Source organism: Nocardia sp. NPDC004718 (genome assembly GCF_053601535.1).
This window is the reverse complement of sequence record NZ_JBSGCA010000039.1, coordinates 17772-41750: the sequence shown is the minus strand read 5'-3', so window position 1 is coordinate 41750 and position 23979 is coordinate 17772. Positions and strand designations below refer to the sequence as shown.

The following is a 23979-nucleotide window of genomic DNA, read 5'->3' as shown; positions in this document are numbered from 1 at the left end:
GCAACGCCCCGGTCGGTGCCGGTCCGCGTGCGGGCCGCCGGGGTCAGGCTCGATTGCCCCCGATGCTGAAGCGGGCGCCGGTGGCGTCGGTGACCGCGGCCATCCGGCCGTAGGGCGTGTCCTGGGGCGGCGAGAGCACCGTCCCGCCCAGTTCGGTGAGCCGCTCGACGGTCTTGTCCACGTCGTCGGCGCCGAAGTAGACGATCCAGCCCGCGGACGCGCCCTCGGGCAGGAAGGCCGACGCGTCCATGACGCCGCCCAGCATCGGGCTCTGGGCGTGGATGGTGGAGTAGCGGAACTCCGGTGCGTCGGAGACGGTGAAGACGTCCGACCAGCCGAAGACCTCCCGGTAGAAGGTCAACGAGGCGTCGTAGGCGCGGGTGTGCAGCTCGAACCAGGACGGCGCGCCCGCGTGCTCGCGCCACTGCCCGCCGGAGACCAGACCCATGGTCTCGAAGCCGGGGAACGTCCCGGCCTGCCAGATGCCGACGCCCGCACCCCCGACGTCGCCGAGCACGGCCATCGTGCCCAGCTCGCCCACCGCCATCGGCGGCACGACCAGCGACGCCCCCGCCGCCGTCGCCGCGTCGGCGGTGGCCTGTGCGCCGGAACTGGCCAGATACACCGTCCACTGTTCCGGGCTGTCGGTGTCGCCGGGCATCCTGGCCATCGCGCCCGCCACCGCGCGTCCGTCCTTGCGGAAGGTGACGTACCCGCCGAACTCCTCGCCCGCGCTCTCGGCGGTCCAGTCGAACAGTTCGCGGTAGAACGCGATACTCCGATCGAGGTCGGAGCTGTACAAATCGACCCAACAGGGATCGCCGATCTTCGTGCGGTCGGTTCCGGTCATCGCTGCCCTCCTGGCCTGAGGTGAACTCGTGTCACCTCTACAGACGCCCGCCACCGACAGAACTCATCGGTCCCGCACGGAACAGACGAGCCCGGACGGACGCGAGCCATGCGGGGCCGCGAACACGCCACACCGCAGGTGCGGCCGAACAAATACGACAGAGAGTAGGACCCGTTCGGTCGGGCGCATCTTCACGGGTTTACGATTCGGAGAGCGCAAGCGAACTGTCGTCTGTTCCGACATCGGGATGGATGCGATCAGCGGAGCCTGCGGAGCGACCTAAAGGCACTTTCAGGAGGATCAGTGACTGCCGTAGAGCCCCAGCCAGTCCCTCAGTTGGAAGCGACTCGGCCTTATCCGGCTCGGACCGGGCCGAAGGGCTCGTTCATCTACAAGATGGTCACCACCACGGACCCGAAGGTCCTGGGTGTCATGTACCTGACCACGTCGATGGGCTTCTTCCTCATCGGTGGCCTGATGGCCCTGCTGATGCGCGGTGAGCTGGCCCGGCCGGGCTTGCAGTTCCTCTCGACCGAGCAGTTCAACCAGCTGTTCACCATGCACGGCACGATCATGCTGCTGTTCTACGCGACCGCGATCGTGTTCGGCTTCGCGAACATCATCCTCCCGCTGCAGATCGGCGCCCCCGACGTCGCCTTCCCGCGTTTGAACGCCTTCAGCTACTGGCTGTACGCGTTCGGCGCCAGCATGGCGACCGCGGGCTTCATCACCCCGGGCGGCGCCGCGGACTTCGGCTGGACGGCGTACGTGCCGCTCACCAGCATCCTGCACTCCCCGGGCGTCGGCACCGACCTGTGGATCCTGGGCCTGGCGGTGTCCGGTCTGGGCACCATCCTCGGTGGCGTGAACATGCTGACCACGGTGGTCTGCCTGCGTGCTCCCGGTATGACCATGTTCCGGATGCCGATCTTCACCTGGAACATCGCCGTGACCAGCGTCCTGGTGCTGCTGGCCTTCCCGCTGCTGACCGCCGCGCTGTTCGGCCTGGCCTACGACCGTCACCTGGGTGGCCACATCTACGACCCTGCGACCGGCGGCATCCTGCTCTACCAGCACTTGTTCTGGTTCTTCGGACACCCCGAGGTGTACATCATCGCGCTGCCGTTCTTCGGCATCGTCTCGGAGATCTTCCCGGTCTTCTCGCGTAAGCCGATCTTCGGTTACACCACGCTGGTCTACGCCACCCTGGGCATCGCCGCGCTGTCGATCGCGGTGTGGGCGCACCACATGTACGCCACCGGCGCCGTGCTGCTGCCGTACTTCTCGTTCATGACCTTCCTCATCGCGGTCCCGACCGGTGTGAAGTTCTTCAACTGGATCGGCACCATGTGGCGCGGTCAACTGACCTTCGAATCGCCGATGCTGTTCTCCATCGGCTTCATCGTCACCTTCCTCTTCGGTGGTCTGTCCGGCGTCATCCTGGCCAGCCCGCCGCTGGACTTCCACGTCACCGACTCGTACTTCGTCGTGGCGCACTTCCACTACGTGCTCTTCGGCACCATCGTGTTCGCCACCTACGCGGGCATCTACTTCTGGTTCCCGAAGATGACCGGCCGGATGCTGGACGAGCGCCTGGGCAAGTGGCACTTCTGGACGACGTTCATCGGCTTCCACACCACCTTCCTGGTCCAGCACTGGTTGGGCGCCGAGGGCATGCCGCGCCGCTACGCCGACTACCTGCCCAGCGACGGCTTCACCACGCTGAACACGATCTCCACGATCGGCGCCTTCGTGCTCGGCGCGTCGATGCTGCCGTTCCTGTGGAACGTCTTCAAGAGCTACCGCTACGGCGAGGTGGTCACCGTGGACGACCCGTGGGGCTACGGCAACTCGCTGGAGTGGGCCACCACCTGCCCGCCGCCGCGGCACAACTTCTACGAGCTGCCGCGCATCCGCTCGGAGCGTCCCGCGTTCGAGCTGCACTACCCGCACATGGTCGAGCGCATGCGCGCCGAGGCGCACGTCGGCTGGGGCGCGGGCAAGCACGCCACCGACCTGCACGAGCCGAACGTCCTCGCGCAGTAGGGCGCTTCCCCGGCGGGGCCGGACGGGTGACGTCCGGCCGCGCCGTAGGATTCATCGCGACGAGTGTGCACCCGCTGGTCACCAGCGGGTGCACACTCGTTTGTGGGAATCAGTACGCACCGTGCGTTGCGACAACGACGTCCAGCACAGCGACGGCGAACATCGAACATGGAGCGCATCAGTTGGCCGACACCACCGTCCTCGTCACCGTCACCGGGCCGGACCGCCCCGGTGTGACGTCCGTGCTGCTCGCGGCCATGTCCCGGCACCGAGTGAGCCTGCTGGACGTGGAGCAGGTCGTGATCCGGGGCAGGCTGACTCTCGGCGTCCTGGTGACCTGCCCGACCGACGCCGAGGCGTTGCAGGACGAGCTCGAAGAGGCCATGAACACCGTCGGCATGAACGTCGACGTTGAGGTGGACGCGGCGATCGGCAGGCAGCCGATGTCCACCCACGCGGTGGTTATTCTCGGCAGCCCGGTCACCGCGCGCGCGTTCAGCGCTGTGTCGCGGCAACTGGCCGCGCTGGGAGCCAACATCGACACCATCCGCGGTATCGCCGACTACCCGGTGACCGGCATGGAGTTGATGGTCACCGCGACCGACTCCGGCCCGGACACCGATTTCCGGCTGCGCACGGCGCTGGCCGAGGTCGCGGTGGCCGAGCAGGTGGACGTCGCCGTGGAACGGGCCGGGCTGGCGCGCCGGGGCAAGCGGCTGATCGTGTTCGACGTCGACTCGACCCTGATCCAGGGCGAGGTCATCGAGATGCTCGCCGCGCACGCGGGCGTGGAGGACGAGGTCCGCAAGGTGACCGAGGCCGCCATGCGCGGCGAGATCGATTTCGCCGAATCGCTGCGGCAGCGGGTAGCGACGCTGGCCGGGCTGGACGAGTCGGTGATCGAGGAGGTCGCCGACCGGATCGAGCTGACTCCCGGCGCCCGCACCACCATCCGCACGCTGCGCCGGATCGGTTTCCGCTGCGGCGTGGTGTCGGGCGGTTTCCGGCAGGTGATCGAACCGCTGGCGCACGAATTGGAATTGGACTTCGTGCGGGCGAACACCCTGGAAGTCGTGGACGGCAAGCTGACCGGCCGCGTCGTCGGCGAGATCGTCGACCGCGCGGCCAAGGCGACCGCCCTGCGCAAGTTCGCCGCCGACGCCGGGGTGCCGATGGAACAGACCGTCGCGGTGGGTGACGGCGCCAACGACATCGACATGCTCAACGCCGCCGGGCTCGGCGTCGCCTTCAACGCCAAACCGGCGCTGCGCGAGGTCGCCGACGCCGCGCTCTCCCATCCGTATCTCGACGCGGTGCTGTTCATCCTCGGGGTCACCCGGCACGAGGTGGAGGCCGCCGACGCCAGGGACGGCCTGCTGCGCCGCGTCCCGCTGGGCTGAACATCCGGCCCGGTCCCGCCTCGATAAACGCTGTCGGGCGCAGTCCGTCGTTAGCTTCGCGCATGGCCGGAGCGAAGGCGGAGGTACGCCTGTGTCGGTAGGCTCGCTGCTGTTGATCATGCGGCGATCGGAGGACGGGTGCGCAAGTCCCTGCTTGTGCTGCCCGCCGGATCGGCGGCGGGGTGCGGCGTGCCGGATAAGACGACAGAGTCCGCGAATTCCGTTGTCCGTATGGGCGAAGCGGACGGTCGGCAACAGCGGCCACCGCGCATGGGGCGGCGGCTGGTGACCGCGCGCCCCGCGAATTCGTCCACCGCCTACTCGGAGAGCATCGCGAAAGCCGGTGCGGCCGTGGCGAAGCAGGACGGAGCGGCGGATCTCGAACCCGACCCCACCCGCGCCGGGCGCGGGCAGGAGGTCGGTGTGGAGTTTCGTCGGCGTGGCGTCCCGTGCGTCGCCGCTGACGATGGAGTACGCGCGTCCGTGGGAGCCGGGTTCCGAACCGGCCCGGACGTTTTCGTCGACGATCGAGGTGGAGCGATGACGAGCATTCCGGAATGCGGCGCCGAAGTCCGTGAGGACGGCGAGATCCGCGGCGTGGCAACGGCATCGGACATCGAGGGGTTCCGGGCCCGGCACGCGGAGCTGGCCGGCGGCTACGGTGCGGGCGATCCGGCCGACCCGGCCATGGTGCAGGCGATGCAGATGGTCCTGCATCTGCCCAAGATCGACCCGCCGCCGCGCAGTGCGCTGCTCGCCGCAGCCGCGTCGGCCGCGGTGGCACTGTGCCTGGACGAGCGAGTCGGGCCGGGCGGCGAGTGGGAAGAACGCTACCTGGCGTGGAAGCGCTCCCGGATCCGCAAGGTGGCTCGGCGCGCTCGCGGCGCACAGTGGCAGGCGACTTGCGCTGTCGCGGGCGTCACGGTGGAGATCGACGGCGCGCAGGCGCGGGCGCTGGTCCCGGGGCCGGTGGGGCAGGTCGACCCGCGGATCAAGCGTCTGCAGATCGGCGGCACCGACCTCGCACACGACGAGCCCGGCCCGCCCGATCCCGAACTGCCGGTGTTGTGGGTGAACGCCGGGCTCGGGATGACGTTGGGCAAGGCCGCCGCTCAGGTGGGTCACGCGAGCATGCTGCTGGCCGGTGCGCTGCCGGTGGAGCACGCGCTGCGCTGGGCGGAACTCGGCTTCCGCTGCGCGGTGCGCGAGGCCGACCCGCGGCGCTGGGCGTCGCTGGCCGAGCAGGTGGCCGAGGGCGCGGCGATCGCGGTGCGCGACGCGGGATACACCGAAGTGGCGCCGGGCTCCATGACGGTGATCGCGGAGCCCGCCCGGTCCTGGTGAACCCTCCGCTACGGCGCGGCGCGCGTGTCGGTCGGTGTGGCCGATCGGGCCGGGACGGCGGCGTTCCAGCACAGATCCGACCGACCGGGTCGGTTTTCCCTCCCTGCGTTGGCAAGTGCCCCCCGGGGTGGGCCAAGATGGAGCGCGTGCCGCAACCGGATCCCGATCTGCTCATCGATTTCACCGACGTGACCGTCCGCCGCTCCGGCCATACCCTCGTCGGCCCGGTCACCTGGCAGGTCGAGCTCGACGAACGCTGGGTGGTCCTCGGCCCCAACGGCGCGGGCAAGACCTCGCTGCTGCGTATGGCCGCCGCCGAACTGCATCCCAGCGCGGGTATCGCCCATCTGCTCGGGGAGCGCATCGGAAAGGTGGACATCAGCGAGCTGCGCCCGCGCATCGGGCTGTCGTCGGCGGCGGTGGCCAGCCGGGTGCCGACCGACGAGAAGGTCAGCGATCTGGTGGTGTCCGCGGGTTACGCGGTGCTCGGCCGCTGGCGGGAGCGCTACGACGACGTGGACACCGACCGCGCCATCGACATGCTGGAAAGCCTCGGAGCCGAACATCTCTCCGACCGCACCTACGGCACGCTGTCGGAGGGCGAACGCAAACGCGTGCTCATCGCCCGCGCGTTGATGACCGATCCCGAGCTGCTGCTGCTCGACGAGCCCGCCGCGGGCTTGGACCTGGGCGGCCGCGAGGAACTGGTGGAGCGGCTCGGCGATCTCGCCGCCGACCCGGACTCGCCCGCGATCGTGCTGGTCACCCATCACGTCGAGGAGATCCCGCCCGGATTCACCCACGGCCTGCTGCTCAACGAGGGCGAAGTGGTCGCGCAAGGCCTGCTCTCCGACGTGCTCACCGCCGAGAACCTCAGCGACGCCTTCCACCAGTCGATCGCGCTGGATCGAGTCGACGGCCGCTACTTCGCGCGGCGTTCGCGGCGGGCGGGCAGTCACCGCACCCGCTGACTCGGACGGCGTGCGATCGCGCACCTTGCGTGCGTCAGGCGTACCTCCGCCTTCGCTCCGGCCGTGCGCGTTGTGCGTACCTCCGCCTTCGCTCCGGCCGTGCGCGTTGTGCGTACCTTCGCCTTCGCTCCGGCCGTGCGCGTTGTGCGTACCTTCGCCTTCGCTTCGGCCGTGCGCCTGTTGCGTACCTTCGCCTTCGCTTCGGCCGTGCGCGCGCTGCGGACGGAGTACGTCCGACTGCGCCTGTTGCGTACCTTCGCCTCGCTGCGGCCGTGCGCGGGCTATCGACGGACTACCTCCGACTGCGCCTGTTGCGTACCTTCGCCTTGCTCCCGCCGTGCGCGGGCTGCGGACGGACTTCCGACTGCACCTATTAAGGTGCAAGGGTGAGTGAGACAGTAACGCAGGCAGACTCTCAGCAACCCGAATCGCCGCTCAAAGACGCGTCCACCGTGATGCTGGTGCGCGACGGCGCCGACGGGCCCGAGATCTTCCTGCAGCGCAGGGTCGGCGCGATGGCCTTCGCCGCGGGCATGACCGTGTTCCCCGGCGGCGGCGTCGACCCGTCCGACGGAACCGCCGACATCGCCTGGGCCGGTCCCGAACCCGCATGGTGGGCCGAACAATTCGCGACCAGCGAAACCAGGGCGAAGGCGCTGGTCTGCGCTGCCGTCCGGGAGACGTTCGAGGAGTGCGGCGTGCTGCTGGCCGGGCCGACCGCCGACAGCGTCGTCTCCGACACCACCGATTACCACGAGGCCCGCGCGAGGCTCGAGCGCAGGGACCTGTCGCTGGCGTCCTTCCTCGCGGAGGAGAAGCTGGTGCTGCGCGCCGACCTGCTGCGGCCGTGGGCGAACTGGATCACCCCCGTCATCGAGCCGCGCCGTTACGACACCCGGTTCTTCGTCGCGGTCCTGCCGGAGGGACAGCGCGCCGACGGCGCCACCTCCGAGGCGGCGGAGGTGCGGTGGAGCACTCCGGCCGAGGCCCTGGAACGCTGGCGCTCGGGCGTCGACGTGCTGCTGCCGCCGACCTGGTCGCAGTTGGTCGCGCTCGGCGAATTCCGCTCCACCGCGGACATCCTCGCCGTTCGGCGCGCGATCGACCCGATCCTGCCGGTGCCGGCCGATCTGGACGGCAAACAGATGCTGTCCTTCCCCGACAACCGTCGCTACTTCGCCGACCTGCCCGACGCCGGGCGACTCAGGGGATCAGTGCGCCCGTGAGCAGAGCGGGTGGCCGGAAGGTGCACAGCCGGCGCTGAACAACTGCGGCACCCGCAGGAGTGACGACCGCTGCGAGATCATGACGGCGCGGACCCGGTAGCGTGCGTCCCATGGCCGAATTCGTGACCCTGGAGCTGACCGAAGGTGATGCCGCGCGGCGCGTGGCCGTCCTCCGGATCGCCCGCCCGCCGATGAACCTGCTGAACCTGCAGCTGGCGCGGGAGCTGGCCGAGGCGGCGGACGCCGTCGCGGCGGACCAGGGTGTCGCCGCGGTGGTCGTGTACGGCGACGAACGAGTGTTCTCGGCGGGCGACGACGTGGCCGAACTGTTCGGGCTCGGAAGCGCCCAGGCCGCCGCCATGGCGGCCGACCTGCAGCACGCCCTGGGCTGTCTGGCCCGGATCCCGCAGCCCACCGTCGCGGCGATCAGCGGTTACTGCCTCGGCGGCGGGCTGGAGCTGGCGCTGGGGGCGGACCGCCGCATCATCGGTGACAACGTCAAACTGGGCCTGCCGCAGATCCAGACGGGACTGATCCCGCTCGCGGGCATCCGGCGCCTGTCCCTGCTGATCGGGCCGGGCGCGGCCAAGGACCTCGTCTACACCGGTCGTTTCGTCGAACCGGACGAGGCGAAGGCGGTCGGCCTCGTCGACGAAGTCGTCGCGCCGGACGACGTGTACACCGCCGCGATGCGGTGGGCGCGCCAGTTCGCCGGCGGTCCCGCCCGCGCGCTGGCCGCCGCGAAAGCGGTTTTCGAAGCCGGTCCGCACGGCCTCGATCGCGCCCGCGGCGAGTGGTCGGCCCTGTTCACGACGGAAGATCGCCTGATAGGAACAGGTTCTTATCTGGCCAACGGTCCAGGGTCGGCCGAATTCGTAGGCCGATAGCAGGCGTCAACTGCGGATTTGGGTAGGCTTGCCGACCATGACGGTACGTCCCGACGACCCCGCGCCGAACCCGCACGCCACCGAGGCAGAGGTCGAAGCAGCGCTCAAGGATACGAAGCTGGCCCAGGTGCTCTACCACGACTGGGAAGCCGAGACCTATGACGACAAATGGTCCATTTCCTATGACGAGCGCTGTATCGAATATGCGCGCGGCAGGTTCGACTTGGCCGTCGGCCCCGCGCCGCTGCCCTACGGCAAGGCGCTCGAACTGGGCTGCGGTACCGGATTCTTCCTGCTGAACCTGATGCAGGCGGGCGTGGCGAAATCGGGCTCGGTCACCGACCTGTCGCCGGGCATGGTGAAGGTGGCGCTGCGCAACGCGCAGAACCTCGGGCTGGACGTGGACGGCCGGGTCGCCGACGCGGAGACCATCCCCTACGACGACGACACCTTCGATCTGGTGGTCGGCCACGCGGTGCTGCACCACATCCCCGACGTCGAGCTGGCGCTCAAGGAGTGCCTGCGCGTGCTGAAGCCGGGCGGCCGCTTCGTGTTCGCCGGTGAGCCGACCACGGTCGGGAACTTCTACGCCCGCTGGCTGGGCCGCATCACGTGGAAGGCCACCACCACGGTGACCAAGCTGCCGATGCTCAGCGACTGGCGGCGTCCGCAGGAGGAGCTGGACGAGTCCTCACGCGCGGCGGCTCTCGAGGCCGTCGTCGACCTGCACACCTTCGATCCGCGCGCCCTGGAGTCGATGGCTCGCTCGGCGGGCGCCGTCGAGGTGGCGGCCAACACCGAGGAGTTCGCCGCGGCTCTGTGGGGCTGGCCCGTGCGCACCTTCGAGGCCGCGGTTCCCGCGGAGAAGCTCACCTGGCGTTACCGGATGGCGATGTACCGTGCCTGGCTGGGACTGAGCTGGGTGGACGAGAACGTCATGCGCCGTGTCGTCCCGCGCCAGTTCTTCTACAACGCCATGATCACCGGCGTGAAGCCCACCTCAGCCGGAAAGTAGTGGCGCGCGATACCTGTCGCGACCGCATCGCTCATCGCGGCAGCACCATCGGTGCTGCTGCGGTGGATGTACACGAGCCCATGTCGCCGCGCCGGTTCGAATGCCGTGACCTGGCTCGGTCTGCCATGATCCGAACCGGCACGATCGCGATCGCCGGAATCAGGCGCGTCGACTCGATCCCGATGCGGGACCGATAGTGGGCTATCTCTTCACCCGCGACGACGTCGGGTACCTGGGTAGCGCGACCGGTCGGGCCGCGCTGGCCGAGGTGGATCGCCTCGCGCTGACGTCGGTGTCCCTGCTGAAGGATCTCGAGCAGGTGCGCGGCGCCTATGGTGACCGCGCCGCGGCGCTGGTCGAGACGGTCCGGTTGCGCCGCCGTGCCACGGCCAAACTGGCCGACGCCGGGGAGTGGTTGTTCACCGACGACGCCTTGCAGCAGGCGACCCCGACCGCCGTCGCCAGGCACCGGGCCGCGCGCCTGGCCGGGCGGGCGGTGCACGACGTGACCTGCTCGATCGGCGCGGAGCTGGCGGCCTTGGCGCCGCACTGTCCCGCCGTGCTCGGCAGCGATCTGGACGACATACGGTTGGCGATGGCGTCCCGCAATCTGTCCGGTCATCGAAATGTTCTGCTGGCCAAGGCGGATGCGCTGACGCCGTGCAGCGTCGACATCGTCGTGATCGCCGACCCGGCCCGGCGCGCCGACGGCCGCCGCACCCACGACCCGGCCAAACTGCAACCGCCACTGCCGGATCTGCTCGACGCCTATCGTGGGCGCGATCTCGCCGTGAAGTGCGCTCCTGGTTTGGATTTCGACCGTCTCGGCTGGCCCGGCGAGGTGGAGGTGGTGTCGCTCGACGGCTCCGTGCGCGAGGCGTGCGTCTGGTCGTCGGGACTCACCGAGCCCGGCGTCACCCGTCGTGCCACGGTGCTCTCCTCCAAGGCCGCCGCCTGGACTATCACCGACGCCGAACCGGACGTCATCGACGAGCGCCCGCCGGGGCAGTGGATCATCGACCCGGACGGTGCGGTCGTGCGCGCCGGTCTCGTCCGCCACTACGCCGCGAAACACGGCTTGTGGCAACTCGATCCCCGCATCGCCTATCTCACCGGCGACACCGTGCCAGAGGGCGTACGTGGTTTCCGCGTCCTCGACCGCATGGACTTCCGCGAGAAGGGCCTCCGCGCCGAACTGCATCGCCGCGACTGCGGCCCCCTCGAAATCCTCGCCCGGGGTGTCGACATCGACCCCGATGCCCTCCGTTCGCGCCTCAAACTCCGTGGCAGTCAACCGCATACGCTGGTGATCACTCGCATAGGCCGTAGCGCGACGGTTTTTCTCTGCGCGACCCCGTGATCACCCGGGCGGGAACCGCGCCTCAGAACCGCAGCCGGACCTCGCGACCGGGCGCTACTCCGGTGTGAACGCGAAGATCTCGCCGATGCGGGTGGCGACCACGACCTCACCCTGCGCGCCGACCGACGTACCGGTGGTCGTACCCTTCGCGCCCGGGAGGACGTCGGAATCGATGGTGGTTCCGGTCCGCGTGTCGAAGGTGACGAGGTTCAGGCCGTCGCCGATCGCCGCGGTGACGTAGCCGGTGTCGCCCGCCGTCTGCGCCGCAGGGCCGCGCAGCGCCAGATCCTTACGTTCCCACACCGTCTCGGCATTGTCGCCGTTGTCCCGCAGTGCGAGCAGGTAGCCTTCCTCGCCCGACGGGATGATCAGGCCGTCGTCGGACACCGAGATGCCGCCGCGCGGAGTCCAATCCAGCCGGTGCACCCACTTGGTCCGCCCGTCGGCGGTGTCGAGCGCGATCAGGCGGTTGTTGTTGTCGCCGACATAGACGGTGCCGCCGTCGGCGGACAGGGCCGGACTGGTCGCGCTGCCACCGAGCAACAGATCGGCGCTCCACTCCCGCGCGACCTTCGCGCCGGTGTAGCGCAGTGCGACGAGGGACGCGGCAGGCCGCCCCGGCTGCCACAACGTCACGTAGAAACGGCCACTGGCGGCGTCGATGGGGGAGATGTTCGCGACCGGGCAGTGCGGCCCTCCGGTGGCGCAGTCGTCCAGTCCCTGGCCCGCGTCCGGCCAGCCGAGGCCGGCGTGCGCGAGGAAGTCCGGTTCGCCGAGCAACTGCACGCTCGGAACCGCCCGATCGCCGGTCTGCCTGGACAGCACGTCGACCTGACCGGACTGGCTGATCGTCAGCAGTTTGCCGTCACCGGTGAACTGCACCGAGACCGGCGTTCCGGCCACGGGCGTCGCCCACCGCGGCTGCCCCAGGTAATTGAAGGAGATCACCCTGCTGTCGTCGCCGATGTAGACATTGGACATCCAGTCGACCGCCGACGGCGAGGAGATCGCGCTCGGGCCGAGGGCGTTGCAGAACCGCTTGCGGCCGGTGGCCATCTGGAAGGAGAAGATCGAGCAGTTCGCCAGACGCGTGGTGACGAACAGCTGGCCGTCGGGCCCCAGCGTGATCGGCTGGGCGATCGGTCCGCCGACCGGCCGCTGCCAGCTCAGTCCGAGCTTCCGCGACCCAGTGACCGGAGCGGTGCCGCTGTTGCGGCCGTCGTGGTAGGCGGCGGTCCAGCCCTTGCCGGTGCCGACGGTGATGTCGTCGTAGTCGGTGCCGCAACCGGCCAGCGTCAGCGCGCCGACCGCGGCCAGCACGACCGCGGCGCGTTTCCGGGACGGTCGCCACATGGAAGTAGCCAGTACGCCGCCGCTTCGCACCTGCCGTACTCCTGTCGTCGTTGGCTCGCACCCGCGCCCTGTCCGGCGCAGGAGTCACTGTACGGGAGGCCTTTGCGCGGGTGAACGAGTCCCGGCGTTGTCGTAGCGGGTGCTCGTCGCGATGCCCGCCACGGGCGATAGGCTCTATCCGTCGCCGCCGAGGCGGGCGACGGCCGGTAGGACCACGACAGGAGAACCGTTCGTGACGAGCATGTGGGGCGCACCGTTGCGCTCGCGCTGGCGGGGATCGCGCCGCCGGGATCCGCAGCAGGCGCGTTTTCTGACGCGGGCGTCGCTGCGCTGGGTGCTCGCGAACCGGGCGTACACGCCCTGGTATCTGGTGCGTTACTACCGGCTGTTCAAGTTCCGCCTGGCCAACCCGCACATCGTGCTGCGCGGCATGGTCTTTCTCGGGCGCCGCGTCGAGATCCACGCCACGCCGGAACTGAGCCGCATGGAGATCGGCCGCTGGGTGCACATCGGCGACGGCAACGCGATCCGTTGCCACGAGGGTTCGCTGCGCATCGGCGACAAGGTGGTGTTCGGCAAGGACAACGTGGTCAACACCTACCTCGACATCGAGATCGGGGAATCGACCCTGGTCGCCGACTGGTGCTACATCTGCGACTTCGACCACAAGATGGACGACATCAACGTGCCGATCAAAGACCAGGGCATCGTGAAGAGCCCGGTGCGCATCGGCCCCGACACGTGGATCGCGGCCAAGGTGACCGTGCTGCGCGACACCCGCGTCGGGCGCGGCTGCGTGCTCGGCGCGCACGCCGTGGTCAAGGGCGAGATCCCGGACTTCAGCATCGCCGTCGGCGCGCCGGCCAAGGTGGTCAAGAACCGCAAGGCGGCCTGGGAGGCGGGCGCCGAGCAGCGCGCCGAATACCTTGCGGCGCTGGAGGACATCGCGCGCAAGAAGAACGGTGCCGCGCAGAACGCCTGAGAGTTCGTCGGTGCGGGCGGGTAGGTTCGCGCTATGACTGCCTACGCCGCCCTGTTGCGCGGGATCATGCCGAGCAATCCGAACATGAGCAACGCGAAGTTGCGCGCGGTGTTCGAATCGCTCGGATTCGAGGGCGTCGGTTCGGTGCTGACCAGCGGCAACATCGTGTTCCGCAGCGCGGAGACCGACGTGCCCGCGCTCGAGGAGCGTATTCAGCAGGCGCTGGTCCAGGAATTGGGCATCGGCGGCGGCACGATCATCCGCAGCCACGACGAACTGCGCGCGTTGCTGGACACCGACCCTTTCCACGGCCTGACCCACGGACGCGGCACGTATCTGATCGCCACGTTCCTCAAGGACACGGCCGAGCCTCCGGCAACACTGCCCGAGCGGCCGGACCCGCTCACCCGGGTAGTCGGCTACGACGAGGCGGCCCGTGCCTTCCTCGCGGTCATCGACAACAGTCAGCCGGGCAAGACGCCCGACTTCATGGCCTGGCTGGAGAAGACATACGGCAAGGACATCACCACCCGCACCTGGCTCACCATCGAGCGCGTCGTCAAGAAACTGGCGGCTTAGCGGGCTACTTCGGATCGCGTTCCGGCAGTGGACGTTCCACGATGGACGGGCGGCCCAGCGGGTTGCGCACCCGCCGCTTGGCCGAGTGGTACACCTGAGCGGTCTCGGCGGCCACCACGTCCCAGGCGAAGTCGGCGGTGAGCCGTTCCCGGGCGGCGTAGGCGCGCTGCTGCGCGGCGGCGGGGTCGTCGAGGGTGGCGCGGACCGCCTCGACCAAGCCGTCGACGTCGGCGGGCGCGAACGAGGCGCCGGTGACGCCGTCGATCACGGCCTCGCCCAGGCCGCCCGCCGTCGAGGTGATCAGCGGGGTGCCCGCCGCGGCTGCCTCCAGCGCGACGATGCCGAACGGTTCGTATCGGCTGGGCAGCACGATCGCGTCGGCGCCGTGCAGCCAGCCGAGTAATTCCGCGTGGTCGAGCTGACCTGCGAAGTTCACCGCGCGGGCGACGCGGTGCACCCGGGCGCGCTCGCGCAGCCACTCGAACTGGGTGCCGACGCCCGCGACGGTCAGGGTGGTGCCGGGGTGGGCGCGGCGGATGCGCGGCAGCGCGGCGATCGCGTCCTGCACGCCCTTCTCGTACTCGAGCCTGCCCACATACAGCAGCCGGGGCGGACCGCTGCGCGGCGCGCGCGGGCGGAAAGTCCACGCGCCCACGTCGATGCCGTTGCGGATCACCGTCATCGGGATTCGCTCCGGACCGTAGAGCCGCTCGACTTCGTCCTGCATGGACGACGAGCAGGTGATCAGCGCGTCGGACTCGTTGGCGAGCCACCACTCCACCGAGTGCACCTGCTTGTTGACCTTGCCCGCGACCCAGCCGCTGTGCCGCCCGGCCTCGGTGGCGTGGATGGTCGACACCAGCGGCACGTCGTAGTACTCGGCCAGCGCGATGCCGGGGTGGGCGACCAGCCAGTCGTGCGCGTGCACCACGTCGGGTGTCCAGCCGTCGCCGATGCCCGGCTTGCCGAGCGCGACGCCCGCGCGCACCATGGCGTGCCCCATCGCGAGCGTCCAGGCGAGCATGTCCTCGCCGAAGTCGAACACCGGCGGGTCCTCGGCGACCGCGACCACCAGCACGCCTTCGGCGATGTAGGAGTGCGTGGGATGGGTGGAGGCGTCGGTGCCGGAGGGGCGCCGGGACAGGACGACCACCTCGTGGCCGGCCGCGGCGAGTTCGACGGCGAGGTGATGCACGTGCCTACCCAGCCCGCCGACCACGACGGGTGGGTACTCCCACGACACCATCAAAATCTTCATGCAAGTCCTTCTGCGGCCGAGCCCGGGTCCGCCGGAACCGGTCCGTGGTCCGCGGTGGCGGAGTCCGGGCCTGGCTCGGCGGCGGATACTGCCCCGGTGGCGCTGGGTACGGACCCCGCGGAGGTGAGTCGTCGCGCGTCCACGCCGGGGAAGAGTCCGTCAGCTTGCCCCCATCCTGCCGCCAACTGCTGTGCTTTCGCGAGTTGGCCCGCCCCGACCGCCGCGGCGATTTCCCGGACCGCGTGGGCGTGGCGGTGCGCGCGGTCGCGCGCGTACCCCGCGGCGGAGTCCTTGCTGACCATGAACGCCCAGTCGCTGGAGACGGTCAGGATCGCTTCGCGCAGCAGCTGATCGGCGACGTGATCGCGGAGTGCGGGTGCGCCGCCCTGCGCGGCGCGCATCTTGTCGACGGTGTCCAGGGTCAGCCGCACGATGTCGTCGTTGAGCTCGACCAGGTCGCGCACCTGTTCGCCCGCCCACACCCGCCAGTCCTTGCCCGAACCCCAGGACGAGTCGGCCAGTGGCACCGGTTCGCCCAGGTAGCCGCGCGCGCGGGCGTCGGCTAGGGTGCCAACGGTGACGCCCGCCTCCGGCAGCGCGCGCAGCACCTGCGCCAGCCACTGCGGGCCCTCGTGCCACCAGTGGCCGAACAGTTCGGTGTCGAACGCGGCGACGACCAGGGCGGGCCTGCCGATCCGCTCGGACTCGGAGATCAACCGCTCGCGCACCGTCCGCACGAAGTCGTCCACATCCCGGACGACGGCCGCGGCGGCGAGTTCCGGATCGTAGGGAGCCTTGTCCGGGCCCGCGACGGTCTTGCCGGTGACCCGCGCGGGTTTGAGACCTGTGGCGTGGTCATAGTGATGAAAGTCACGGTAGGCGCCGTGGCCGGGATAGCCGGATTTCGGTGACCACACGCGGTAACTCACCTGCAAATCGCGCCCGAACGCGACCACGTCGGAATCCCGGACCGGTCGGCCGAGCGTGGTATCGCCACGCAGCGCGGGACCGTCGACCATGAAATGCGTCACACCTGCGGCGGCGTAGCCGACCTCCATGCCCGGGGTGTAGCCGCATTCCGGCGCCCAGATGCCGGTCGGTGTGTGGCCCCAGCGGTGTCGTGCGTCGGCCAGGCCCTCGGTGAGCTGGAACTGGCGCAGCCGTGGGTCCAGCAGCGGCTGGAACGGGTGGGCCAGCGGGCCGCCGAGCAGTTCGATGGCCTCCGCGTCGACGAGCGCGCGCCAGACCGGCGCGGCGCCGTGCCGCCAGTACTGCTCGAACTCGGCCAGGGCGGCGGCGGCCAGGCGGTGTTCGTGCCTGCCCAGCGCGACGTTGCCCGCCATGGCGGCTTCGTCGGCGCGCAGCTGCCAGTTGCCCAGCCAGTGGTGCATGCCCGCCAGGCAGTGCGGGTCGTCCAGCTGGGCCGCGAGCACCGGTGTGATGCCGAGGCTGAGCAGATGCGAACGACCTTCGGCCGCAAGGGTTCGCAACACTTCGACGACGGGCAGGTAGGAGGCGGCCCAGGACTGGTAGAGCCATTCCTCGCCGACCGGCCAGCGACCGTGATGTGCCAGCCAGGGCAGGTGGGAGTGCAGGACCAAGGTGAACTGGCCCGGCACGGGACTTGCCGCGTGCCCGCCGGGCACGGTACCGCGATCGGTCAAGGCTTCACCGCGATGGCGATCAGATCCAGGCTCGCGTCGATGTCCGCGGCCAGCAACTCGAAATCGTCCACCGTGACGCTCGCGACGTCCGCGGTGAGTTCCGCGGGCCAGGGTTCCCCGGCCAGCGCGCGTTCGATCTGCGCGTCGATGAACGACCCGCCGTGCTTGGCGTCCAACGCTTTCAGACCGGGCCCGTGGTGCACGCCGATCATCTCCGACACCTCGAATCCGGCCTCGACCAGCAGTTCGGTCAGCTCGGCCGCGTCGAGTTCCCTCGTGTGGAACGGGTTGAGCGGAGTGTCACGACCGGGCGAGAAGGTGATCCGGTTGGGGGTGCTGATCAGCAGCTCACCGCCGGGACGAAGCACGCGCAGGCATTCGCGCAGGAACTGGGCCTGATCCCAAAGGTGCTCGATCACTTGGAAGTTCACCACGACGTCGACCGAGGCGTCCTCCAGCGGCAGCTCGGCGAGGTTGCCGTGGAGCATCTCCACGCGGGGGTAGCGCACGCGCACGTGCTCGACGGCGCCGGTGTCGTAATCCACGCCGATCACCTTGGTGGCAACGCCCGCGATCATGTCGGCGCCGTAGCCCTCGCCGGAACCCGCCTCCAGCACGGTCTTTCCGGCGCAGCGGTCCAGCAGGCGGGCGTAGGCGATCTCGTGCCTGCGGAACCAGTAGTTCTCCTCGGCGATGCCGGGAACGGTGCGCTCGCCGGTCAGCGGCAGTGGTTCGACGGCGCCGGTGCTCGTCTCGGATGCCACGGTGATGCCGGACGGGTCGTCCACTGCGGCAGGGATCACAGCCTCGCTCATCACTCCGACGTTACTGGCACCGCATCCGCGGGGCATACCCCACCCGGCCGCCCCGGAAGTGCGGCTTCGCTCGCCGGGGCAGGGGCCGCTGAAACGGCGCACTGTAGTGCGTGGTAACCACTTGTGAGAGAGAAGCCACTAAGTTACCCACGGGTAACTTAACGTAAGGTAATGTCACGGCCTGAGCCACCCACCCGGGCGTACGGCGCAGTTCGTGCGACCACCACATACGTGTAACCAGAACAGGAGGTCGACGAAGACCGATGCCGAACATCGTCGTACTCATCAAGCAGGTTCCCGACACCTGGTCCGAGCGCAAGCTCACCGATGGTGACTTCACGCTCGATCGCGAGGCCGCCGACGCCGTCCTCGACGAGATCAACGAGCGCGCCGTCGAAGAGGCGCTGCTGATCAAGGAGGCCCAGGGCGGTGAGGTCACCGTGCTGGCCGCCGGTCCGGACCGCGCCACCGAGGCCATCCGCAAGGCGCTGTCCATGGGCGCCGACAAGGCCATCCACATCAACGACCCGGCCATCCACGGCTCCGACGCCGTGCAGACGGCGTGGGTGCTGGCGAGTGCGCTCGGTCAGGTCGAGGGTGTCGAGCTGGTTATCGCGGGCAACGAGGCCACCGACGGCCGCGCGGGCGCGGTGCCCGCGATCATCGCCGAGTACCTCGGCCTGCCGCAGCTGACGCACCTGCGCAAGCTGGTCGTCGACGGCGACAAGGTCACCGGTGAGCGCGAGACCGACGAGGGCGTGTTCAAGCTGGAGGCCTCGCTGCCCGCCATCGTCAGCGTCACCGAGAAGATCAACGAGCCGCGTTTCCCGTCCTTCAAGGGCATCATGGCCGCGAAGAAGAAGGAAGTGCAGACCTTCACGCTGGCCGACTTGGGCGTCGACCCGTCGACCGTGGGCGTCGCGAACGCGGGTTCCGCCGTCACCGCCGCCACGCCGAAGCCTCCGCGCACCGCGGGCGAGAAGATCGCCGACGAAGGCGACGGCGGCACCAAGATCGCCCAGTACCTGATCGGCCAGAAGATCATCTGATCTCGGTAGCGCTGCAGACTTCCTAGGAGAGAACACATGGCTGAAGTACTCGTGCTCGTCGAGCACGCCGAGGGTGCGATCAAGAAGGTCAGCACCGAACTGCTCACCGCCGCTCGCGCCCTTGGCGAGCCCGCCGCCGTCGTGCTCGGCACGGCGGGCACGGGCGAGAAGCTGGCCGACGCGCTGGCCGCCGCGGGCGCCGAGAAGATCTACATCGCCGAGTCCGACGATGTGGAGAACTACTTGGTGACCCCGAAGGTCGACGTGCTGGCCGCGCTGACCGAGTCGGTCTCGCCCGCCGCCGTCATCGTCGCCGCCTCCGCCGAGGGCAAGGAGGTGTCGGGTCGCCTGGCCGCCCGCATCGGCTCCGGCCTGCTGGTGGACGTCATCGACGTGAAGTCCGACGGCACCGCCGTGCACTCCATCTTCGGTGGCGCGTTCACCGTCGACGCCAAGGTCACCGGCGATGTCCCGGTGATCTCGGTTCGCCCTGGCGCCGTCGAGGCCTCCGCGCAGGCCGGCGCAGGCGAGAAGGTGACCGTCGAGGTGCCCGCGCAGGAAGAGGGCGTCGTCAAGGTGACCTCGCGCGAGCCGGTCGTCGGCGGTGACCGCCCGGAACTCACCGAGGCGAGCATCGTGGTCTCCGGTGGCCGCGGCGTCGGTTCCGCCGACAACTTCTCGGTGGTCGAGGCCCTGGCCGACTCGCTCGGCGCGGCCGTGGGCGCTTCGCGCGCCGCCGTCGACTCGGGCTACTACCCGGGCCAGTTCCAGGTCGGCCAGACCGGTAAGACGGTCTCCCCTCAGCTGTACATCGCCCTCGGCATCTCGGGCGCGATCCAGCACCGCGCGGGCATGCAGACCTCGAAGACCATCGTCGCCGTCAACAAGGACGAAGAGGCGCCGATCTTCGAGATCGCGGACTACGGCATCGTGGGCGACCTGTTCAACGTCGCGCCGCAGCTGACCGAAGCGGTCAAGACGCACAAGGGCTGATCGGGCTCTCGCCGTCGAACGGCCCCGGACCTCGTGTCCGGGGCTGTTCGCGTTCCGGGGCGCATCTTCTCGGCCCGCGTGTTGTGGCCGATCGGAAAAGATCGGCGCGAAATTCGTGCGAACTCTCGAGGCCACTCGGGCGAGATTCGTGACCGATGCGAAAGAAATTATGGCGCAGGCGATTTCGCGTCGAAATCGCAGGTCACGGACGTACACTCGGCCGGTGAGCATCCCAACGGAACCGATCGGTAGCATCCCTCGACCTCACGATCTGTTGGCCGCCATGGCCGACGAATCCGGCGACGCCACCGCGCTCGCCGAACTCCAGCGCAGCGCGGTCGCCGAGACCGTGCGCAAGCTGGAAGAACTCGGCTCTCCCGTCGTCACCGACGGCGAGCAGTCCAAGCCGAGCTTCGCCACCTATCCGATTGCCGGGCTGGATAATCTGGCCCCGGACGGGGCGATCATCCCGTTCGCCGACGGACACCAGAGACAGCTGCCCCGGCTGGCCTCCGGTCCGTTCCGCTATGCCGCGCACGCGGCGGACTATCTGCGCGACGCGCAGCAGCACGCCACCGTTCCGGTGAAGCAGGCCGTTATCGCGCCATCGGCGCTGAGCCTGCTGTATCCGGCCGACGGGATCGAGGGTTACCCGCGCGAGCAGTTCCTCGCCGATCTCGCGGACGCGGCCGAGGCCGACATTCGCGGCTGCCTGGAGGCGGGTGCGCACCTGGTGCAGCTCGACTTCACCGAGGGGCGGCTGTCGCTGAAACTGGATCCCAGCGGCGGCGTGCTCGACCAGTTCATCGAGCTGAACAACACAGTGCTCGACCGGTTCTCGAACGAGGAGCGGGCCAGGATCGGCGTGCACACCTGCCCGGGCGGCGACCAGGACTCCACGCACAGCCTGGACGTGGACTACGTCGAATTGCTGCCGAAGCTGCTGCAACTGCGGGTGGGCGCGTTCTACCTCCAGTTCGCGAGCGAGCCGGATCCGGAGAAGGTGCTCGCAGTGGTCGCCGAACACCTGCCCGCCGAGGCGCGGGTGTTCATCGGTGTCACCGACCCGATCGACCCGCAGGTCGAGACACCCGAACAGGTCCGCGACCGGGTGCTGCTCGCCGCTCGTTTCCTGCCCGTCGATCGGTTGGGCACCTGCGACGACTGCGGCTTCGCACCGTTCGCCGACGACACCTCCACCTCGCGTGAGACCGCGTTCGCCAAGATCCGCGCGCGCATCGAGGGCACGGCGCTGGCGGCGACGGAACTGGGCGTCTGACCCTGGGGTGACTCGGGCGACCGGCCCCGGTTGGACCGGGGCCGGTTTCGTCCGGCGAGAAGTCGGATTGCGGTTGCCGGATGGTTCAGCGCAGATGCGCAGCAGGATCGTTGCGCCGTAGGGGAGCCCCTTGCCGATCTCGCTCTTTCGCCGGAAAGGATTCGATGGACGCAATGGAGCAGCCCCGCTCCGGTCGTGTGGTGGGCGGTGCGGGGCCAGTCGTTTCCCGTTAGTGGGTGCGAGTTCTCGTCAGGCGGGGCGGTCGAATTCGCCGACCTGCACGCCTGTGGTGAAGGCGTCCCACTCACCTGGCGCGAACACCAACGCTGGGCCGGTCGGGTTCTTGCTGTCCCGGACGCCGATCATGCCGCTGTGGAGCCATGCCACTTCGACGCATTGCGAACCACTCTCGCTGCGGCTGCTCTTGAACCATTTCGCCCCGGATAGGTCACTGTTCACCGCTCGTAACTCCTTGCCACCCGCCGAAGCAGGTCTCGCGATTCCACTTCGTGGCCGCGAGGGGCGTTGTCGTCCCCCGACGCCTGAATCAGCAACGATGCAATGCGGTGAGCAGGGTGTCGAGGATCGGTGAGCGCCGGGCGTCGGCTCGCAGGACCGCCGACACGGGGATGCGCAGCTTGGATTCGGCCAGCCGCAGCACCACCAGCCCCTCGGTCGTGCTCTCCGCGTAGAGCACCGTCCACGCCTCGGGCCGGTTGATCAGCTCCATCGTCGCGGTGTGGTCCGGCGGGATGGGCGGTCCGAAGGTGGGGCCGGTAGGCAGTTCGGCGAACGCGTTGCGAATTACGGTGTGTAGCAACACCTGTTCCTGCTCCGGGGGAAGTAGCAGGGGGTAGGAGGCCAGATCCGCCAGGGTCACCGTGTCCTTCGTGGCCAGCGGATGCGCGCTGGAGGTGGCGATCACCAGATCCTCCACCCACAGCTGCTCGACCACGAGGCCGGGCTGGTCGACTCGGCCGCGGATGAGGGCCAGATCACAGTCGCTGTCCGCCACCGCGGTGATGCGCTGACGGAACGGTTTGATGACGAACTCGATCTCCGCCTCCGGATGCGCGGCGCGCGCCCCCGCGATGGCCGACAGCGAGCGAGTGGCGAAGGACATGTTCGCGGCCAGCCGGATGCGCGGGCCGACCGTCCGCACGGCGGCGCGGATCGCCGACTCCAGGCTCAGCATTTGTTTCGCAAGGGGAAGTAGCCGTGCGGTGGCGTCGGTAGGCACGACCGAGCGGGTCGAGCGCTCGAACAGTTGCACACCGAGGTCGCGTTCGAGCCGGGAGATCTGGTGGCTGATCGCCGACTGCGAGATGAAGCAGCGCGCCGCGGCGCCGCTGAAGCTGAGTTCCTCGCACACCGCGACGAAGTAGGTGAGCTGCCGAAGTTCCACAGCGCCTCCTGATTAATTACGAATCGAGATAAGAGTCATCTTAATTATGCGCCCACACACCTGAAATATCCGCCCTCCGGATCGCGGTTCGTAATGAGAGAAGGAGGCTGTCATGCAGTACGTGGACGCGGGAATCGAAACCGCGGGTGTCGTCATTGTCGGATCGGGGTTCGGCGGGCTCGCCGCCGCCAAGCAACTGGCCAAGTCGGGGGTGGACTATGTGTTGATCTCCAGCACGCCCGAGCATCTGTTCCAACCGCTGTTGTACCAGGTAGCGACCGGTGTGCTCACATCGGAGGAGATCGCGCCGCCGATCGCGGGCATCCTGCGCCGCCATCGCGAGGCCGACGTTCGCCTCGGCACCGTGGTCGGCATCGATCCCGACCGCGCCATCGTGACCTATGAGCACGAGGGCGTTTCGCACCGCATCCGCTACGGCTCGCTGATCGCGGCCACCGGCGCGAGCCAGTCCTACTTCGGCCGCGACGATTTTGCGGAGAAGACCTATTCGCTCAAGACCATCGATGACGCGCGGCGGCTGCGCGCCCAGATCGCGCGCGTCTTCGCCGAAGCCGCGCAGGCCGACGAGCAGACCAGGCGCAAGCTGCTGAGCTTCGTCGTGGTCGGCGCGGGCGCGACCGGCGTCGAGGTGGCCGGTCAGCTGAAGGAGCTGGCGAAACGGTATTACCACCAGGAGGTTTCGGTCACGCTCGTGGAGGGCGCGGGCGAGGTGCTGCCGCCGTTCGGCGGCGGGCTGTCGGAGTACGCGAAGAAGTCGCTGACCGGCAGCGGCGTGGAGGTGCTGCTCGGCACCTTCGTCACCGACATCGAGCACGGCAAGGTCACCGTCAAGAGCGCCGACGGGGTCGAGCACGCCATCGCGGCCGAGACCGTGGTGTGGTCGGCGGGCGTGCAGGCGGGCGGGTTCGCGAAGATCCTGGCCGAGGCCACGGGCGTGGCGACCGACCGGGCCGGCCGACTGCTGATCAACCCCGATCTCACCGTCGGCGGCTACGCCGACATCTACGCCATCGGCGACATGACCTCGCTCAACGGCTACCCCGGGCAATCGCCGGTGGCCATGCAGGAGGGCAGGCACGCCGCCGACATCATCCGCCGCAAGAAGCAGCCCGGCACGCCCTTCACCTACTGGGACAAGGGCAGCATGGCGGTGATCAGCCGGTTCAGCGCCGTGACGAAGCTGAACGACCGCATCACCTTCCGCGGTGTGATCGCCTGGTTCATGTGGCTCGCGGTGCACCTGTTCTACCTGGTCGGTTTCCGCAACCGCTTCGCCGCGGTCGCGTCCTGGCTGGTCGCGTTCATCTTCACCGGGCGCCCCGGTTTCGCCGAGGAGGACGCGACCGCGCCGAAGGTACTCGCCGCGGAGAGCCGAGCCGCTTAAATGGCTTCTCGCACCTGAGAATCGCGTCGCGCACGATCGAAAGGCGGCGCGATTCACGGTGCGCGCGGCATTCACGCTGCACAGGATCGAACCGCGAT

At 69.1% G+C, this 23979-nt stretch carries 21 protein-coding genes; 14 read left to right on the top strand and 7 right to left on the bottom strand.

Annotated features, from left to right (window positions below):
- Nucleotides 1-43: 43 nt before the first annotated feature.
- The gene (locus tag ACWEH3_RS26050; RefSeq protein WP_450020462.1) at nucleotides 44-850 is read right to left on the bottom strand and encodes a VOC family protein; all 807 of its coding nucleotides are present in this window, start codon (nucleotides 848-850) and stop codon (nucleotides 44-46) included.
- Nucleotides 851-1153: 303 nt separating this feature from the next.
- Here ACWEH3_RS26050 and ctaD point away from each other — a divergent pair, with 303 nt between their 5' ends.
- The 8 genes from ctaD to ACWEH3_RS26010 all read left to right on the top strand — a co-directional run bounded on the left by ctaD (nucleotide 1154) and on the right by ACWEH3_RS26010 (nucleotide 11099).
- The gene (gene ctaD, locus ACWEH3_RS26045; protein WP_450020464.1) at nucleotides 1154-2896 is read left to right on the top strand and encodes an aa3-type cytochrome oxidase subunit I; all 1743 of its coding nucleotides are present in this window, start codon (nucleotides 1154-1156) and stop codon (nucleotides 2894-2896) included.
- Between the two features lie 182 nt (nucleotides 2897-3078).
- Nucleotides 3079-4296: a phosphoserine phosphatase SerB gene (gene serB / locus ACWEH3_RS26040; RefSeq protein ID WP_450020466.1), complete on the top strand. Its 1218-nt coding sequence runs from the start codon at nucleotides 3079-3081 to the stop codon at nucleotides 4294-4296.
- Between the two features lie 540 nt (nucleotides 4297-4836).
- Complete coding sequence (locus ACWEH3_RS26035; protein ID WP_450020525.1) at nucleotides 4837-5640, top strand: aminoacyl-tRNA hydrolase; 804 nt, start codon at nucleotides 4837-4839, stop codon at nucleotides 5638-5640.
- A 137-nt stretch (nucleotides 5641-5777) separates the two neighbouring features.
- On the top strand, nucleotides 5778-6611 hold the full coding sequence (locus tag ACWEH3_RS26030) for an ABC transporter ATP-binding protein (RefSeq protein ID WP_450020468.1): 834 nt from the start codon (nucleotides 5778-5780) through the stop codon (nucleotides 6609-6611).
- 455 nt (nucleotides 6612-7066) lie between these two features.
- The gene (locus tag ACWEH3_RS26025; protein WP_450020527.1) at nucleotides 7067-7837 is read left to right on the top strand and encodes an NUDIX hydrolase; all 771 of its coding nucleotides are present in this window, start codon (nucleotides 7067-7069) and stop codon (nucleotides 7835-7837) included.
- Nucleotides 7838-7947: 110 nt separating this feature from the next.
- Nucleotides 7948-8724, top strand: coding sequence for an enoyl-CoA hydratase-related protein (locus ACWEH3_RS26020; RefSeq protein ID WP_450020470.1), 777 nt, complete (start codon nucleotides 7948-7950; stop codon nucleotides 8722-8724).
- A gap of 37 nt (nucleotides 8725-8761) precedes the next feature.
- Nucleotides 8762-9739, top strand: a complete 978-nt coding sequence (locus ACWEH3_RS26015) for a methyltransferase domain-containing protein (protein ID WP_450020472.1) — start codon at nucleotides 8762-8764, stop codon at nucleotides 9737-9739.
- A gap of 196 nt (nucleotides 9740-9935) precedes the next feature.
- Nucleotides 9936-11099 (top strand): THUMP-like domain-containing protein, encoded by a 1164-nt coding sequence (locus ACWEH3_RS26010; RefSeq protein ID WP_450020474.1) that lies wholly within the window; start codon nucleotides 9936-9938, stop codon nucleotides 11097-11099.
- Nucleotides 11100-11153: 54 nt separating this feature from the next.
- Here ACWEH3_RS26010 and ACWEH3_RS26005 read toward each other — a convergent pair whose 3' ends face one another.
- Complete coding sequence (locus ACWEH3_RS26005) at nucleotides 11154-12452, bottom strand: outer membrane protein assembly factor BamB family protein (protein ID WP_450020476.1); 1299 nt, start codon at nucleotides 12450-12452, stop codon at nucleotides 11154-11156.
- A gap of 232 nt (nucleotides 12453-12684) precedes the next feature.
- Between ACWEH3_RS26005 and ACWEH3_RS26000 the strand changes: the two genes are divergently transcribed.
- Complete coding sequence (locus ACWEH3_RS26000; RefSeq protein WP_355078771.1) at nucleotides 12685-13434, top strand: acyltransferase; 750 nt, start codon at nucleotides 12685-12687, stop codon at nucleotides 13432-13434.
- A gap of 33 nt (nucleotides 13435-13467) precedes the next feature.
- Nucleotides 13468-14013: a DUF1697 domain-containing protein gene (locus tag ACWEH3_RS25995; protein ID WP_355078772.1), complete on the top strand. Its 546-nt coding sequence runs from the start codon at nucleotides 13468-13470 to the stop codon at nucleotides 14011-14013.
- A 4-nt stretch (nucleotides 14014-14017) separates the two neighbouring features.
- Here ACWEH3_RS25995 and ACWEH3_RS25990 read toward each other — a convergent pair whose 3' ends face one another.
- Genes ACWEH3_RS25990 through ACWEH3_RS25980 form a run of 3 tightly spaced genes read right to left on the bottom strand, consistent with a single transcriptional unit; the run spans nucleotide 14018 to nucleotide 17750 of the window.
- Nucleotides 14018-15271: a glycosyltransferase family 4 protein gene (locus ACWEH3_RS25990; RefSeq protein ID WP_039795312.1), complete on the bottom strand. Its 1254-nt coding sequence runs from the start codon at nucleotides 15269-15271 to the stop codon at nucleotides 14018-14020.
- Nucleotides 15268-16935 carry a 1,4-alpha-glucan branching protein domain-containing protein gene (locus ACWEH3_RS25985; RefSeq protein WP_450020479.1) on the bottom strand — a complete coding sequence of 556 codons (1668 nt, stop codon included), beginning with the start codon at nucleotides 16933-16935 and terminating at the stop codon, nucleotides 15268-15270. Before ACWEH3_RS25985 ends, ACWEH3_RS25990 begins: the two co-directional genes overlap by 4 nt.
- On the bottom strand, nucleotides 16932-17750 hold the full coding sequence (locus ACWEH3_RS25980) for a class I SAM-dependent methyltransferase (protein ID WP_450020481.1): 819 nt from the start codon (nucleotides 17748-17750) through the stop codon (nucleotides 16932-16934). Before ACWEH3_RS25980 ends, ACWEH3_RS25985 begins: the two co-directional genes overlap by 4 nt.
- A gap of 263 nt (nucleotides 17751-18013) precedes the next feature.
- Between ACWEH3_RS25980 and ACWEH3_RS25975 the strand changes: the two genes are divergently transcribed.
- The 3 genes from ACWEH3_RS25975 to ACWEH3_RS25965 all read left to right on the top strand — a co-directional run bounded on the left by ACWEH3_RS25975 (nucleotide 18014) and on the right by ACWEH3_RS25965 (nucleotide 21071).
- Nucleotides 18014-18799, top strand: a complete 786-nt coding sequence (locus tag ACWEH3_RS25975; RefSeq protein WP_450020483.1) for an electron transfer flavoprotein subunit beta/FixA family protein — start codon at nucleotides 18014-18016, stop codon at nucleotides 18797-18799.
- A gap of 36 nt (nucleotides 18800-18835) precedes the next feature.
- Nucleotides 18836-19792 carry an electron transfer flavoprotein subunit alpha/FixB family protein gene (locus ACWEH3_RS25970; protein WP_355078776.1) on the top strand — a complete coding sequence of 319 codons (957 nt, stop codon included), beginning with the start codon at nucleotides 18836-18838 and terminating at the stop codon, nucleotides 19790-19792.
- A 223-nt stretch (nucleotides 19793-20015) separates the two neighbouring features.
- Complete coding sequence (locus ACWEH3_RS25965) at nucleotides 20016-21071, top strand: 5-methyltetrahydropteroyltriglutamate--homocysteine methyltransferase (protein ID WP_450020486.1); 1056 nt, start codon at nucleotides 20016-20018, stop codon at nucleotides 21069-21071.
- A gap of 249 nt (nucleotides 21072-21320) precedes the next feature.
- Here the strand turns inward: ACWEH3_RS25965 and ACWEH3_RS25960 are convergent, their stop codons facing one another.
- Nucleotides 21321-21530 (bottom strand): DUF397 domain-containing protein, encoded by a 210-nt coding sequence (locus ACWEH3_RS25960; RefSeq protein WP_397079610.1) that lies wholly within the window; start codon nucleotides 21528-21530, stop codon nucleotides 21321-21323.
- A gap of 88 nt (nucleotides 21531-21618) precedes the next feature.
- Nucleotides 21619-22476 (bottom strand): LysR family transcriptional regulator, encoded by an 858-nt coding sequence (locus tag ACWEH3_RS25955; RefSeq protein WP_450020489.1) that lies wholly within the window; start codon nucleotides 22474-22476, stop codon nucleotides 21619-21621.
- Nucleotides 22477-22588: 112 nt separating this feature from the next.
- Here ACWEH3_RS25955 and ACWEH3_RS25950 point away from each other — a divergent pair, with 112 nt between their 5' ends.
- Nucleotides 22589-23881 carry an NAD(P)/FAD-dependent oxidoreductase gene (locus ACWEH3_RS25950; RefSeq protein WP_450020491.1) on the top strand — a complete coding sequence of 431 codons (1293 nt, stop codon included), beginning with the start codon at nucleotides 22589-22591 and terminating at the stop codon, nucleotides 23879-23881.
- The last annotated feature ends 98 nt before the right edge of the window (nucleotides 23882-23979 follow it).

What these genes read in the sequence shown, in the direction of transcription:
- ACWEH3_RS26030 (WP_450020468.1), top strand. Translation starts at nt 5,778, where the DNA reads ATGGAGCGCGTGCCGCAACCGGATCCCGATCTGCTCATCGATTTCACC.
- ACWEH3_RS25995 (WP_355078772.1), top strand. Translation starts at nt 13,468, where the DNA reads ATGACTGCCTACGCCGCCCTGTTGCGCGGGATCATGCCGAGCAATCCG.
- ACWEH3_RS25970 (WP_355078776.1), top strand. Translation starts at nt 18,836, where the DNA reads ATGGCTGAAGTACTCGTGCTCGTCGAGCACGCCGAGGGTGCGATCAAG.
- ACWEH3_RS26050 (WP_450020462.1), bottom strand. Translation starts at nt 850, where the DNA reads ATGACCGGAACCGACCGCACGAAGATCGGCGATCCCTGTTGGGTCGAT.
- ACWEH3_RS26005 (WP_450020476.1), bottom strand. Translation starts at nt 12,452, where the DNA reads ATGTGGCGACCGTCCCGGAAACGCGCCGCGGTCGTGCTGGCCGCGGTC.
- ACWEH3_RS26015 (WP_450020472.1), top strand. Translation starts at nt 8,762, where the DNA reads ATGACGGTACGTCCCGACGACCCCGCGCCGAACCCGCACGCCACCGAG.
- ACWEH3_RS26020 (WP_450020470.1), top strand. Translation starts at nt 7,948, where the DNA reads ATGGCCGAATTCGTGACCCTGGAGCTGACCGAAGGTGATGCCGCGCGG.
- ACWEH3_RS25980 (WP_450020481.1), bottom strand. Translation starts at nt 17,750, where the DNA reads ATGAGCGAGGCTGTGATCCCTGCCGCAGTGGACGACCCGTCCGGCATC.
- ACWEH3_RS25990 (WP_039795312.1), bottom strand. Translation starts at nt 15,271, where the DNA reads ATGAAGATTTTGATGGTGTCGTGGGAGTACCCACCCGTCGTGGTCGGC.
- ACWEH3_RS26035 (WP_450020525.1), top strand. Translation starts at nt 4,837, where the DNA reads ATGACGAGCATTCCGGAATGCGGCGCCGAAGTCCGTGAGGACGGCGAG.
- ACWEH3_RS25975 (WP_450020483.1), top strand. Translation starts at nt 18,014, where the DNA reads ATGCCGAACATCGTCGTACTCATCAAGCAGGTTCCCGACACCTGGTCC.
- ACWEH3_RS26025 (WP_450020527.1), top strand. Translation starts at nt 7,067, where the DNA reads ATGCTGGTGCGCGACGGCGCCGACGGGCCCGAGATCTTCCTGCAGCGC.
- ACWEH3_RS25950 (WP_450020491.1), top strand. Translation starts at nt 22,589, where the DNA reads ATGCAGTACGTGGACGCGGGAATCGAAACCGCGGGTGTCGTCATTGTC.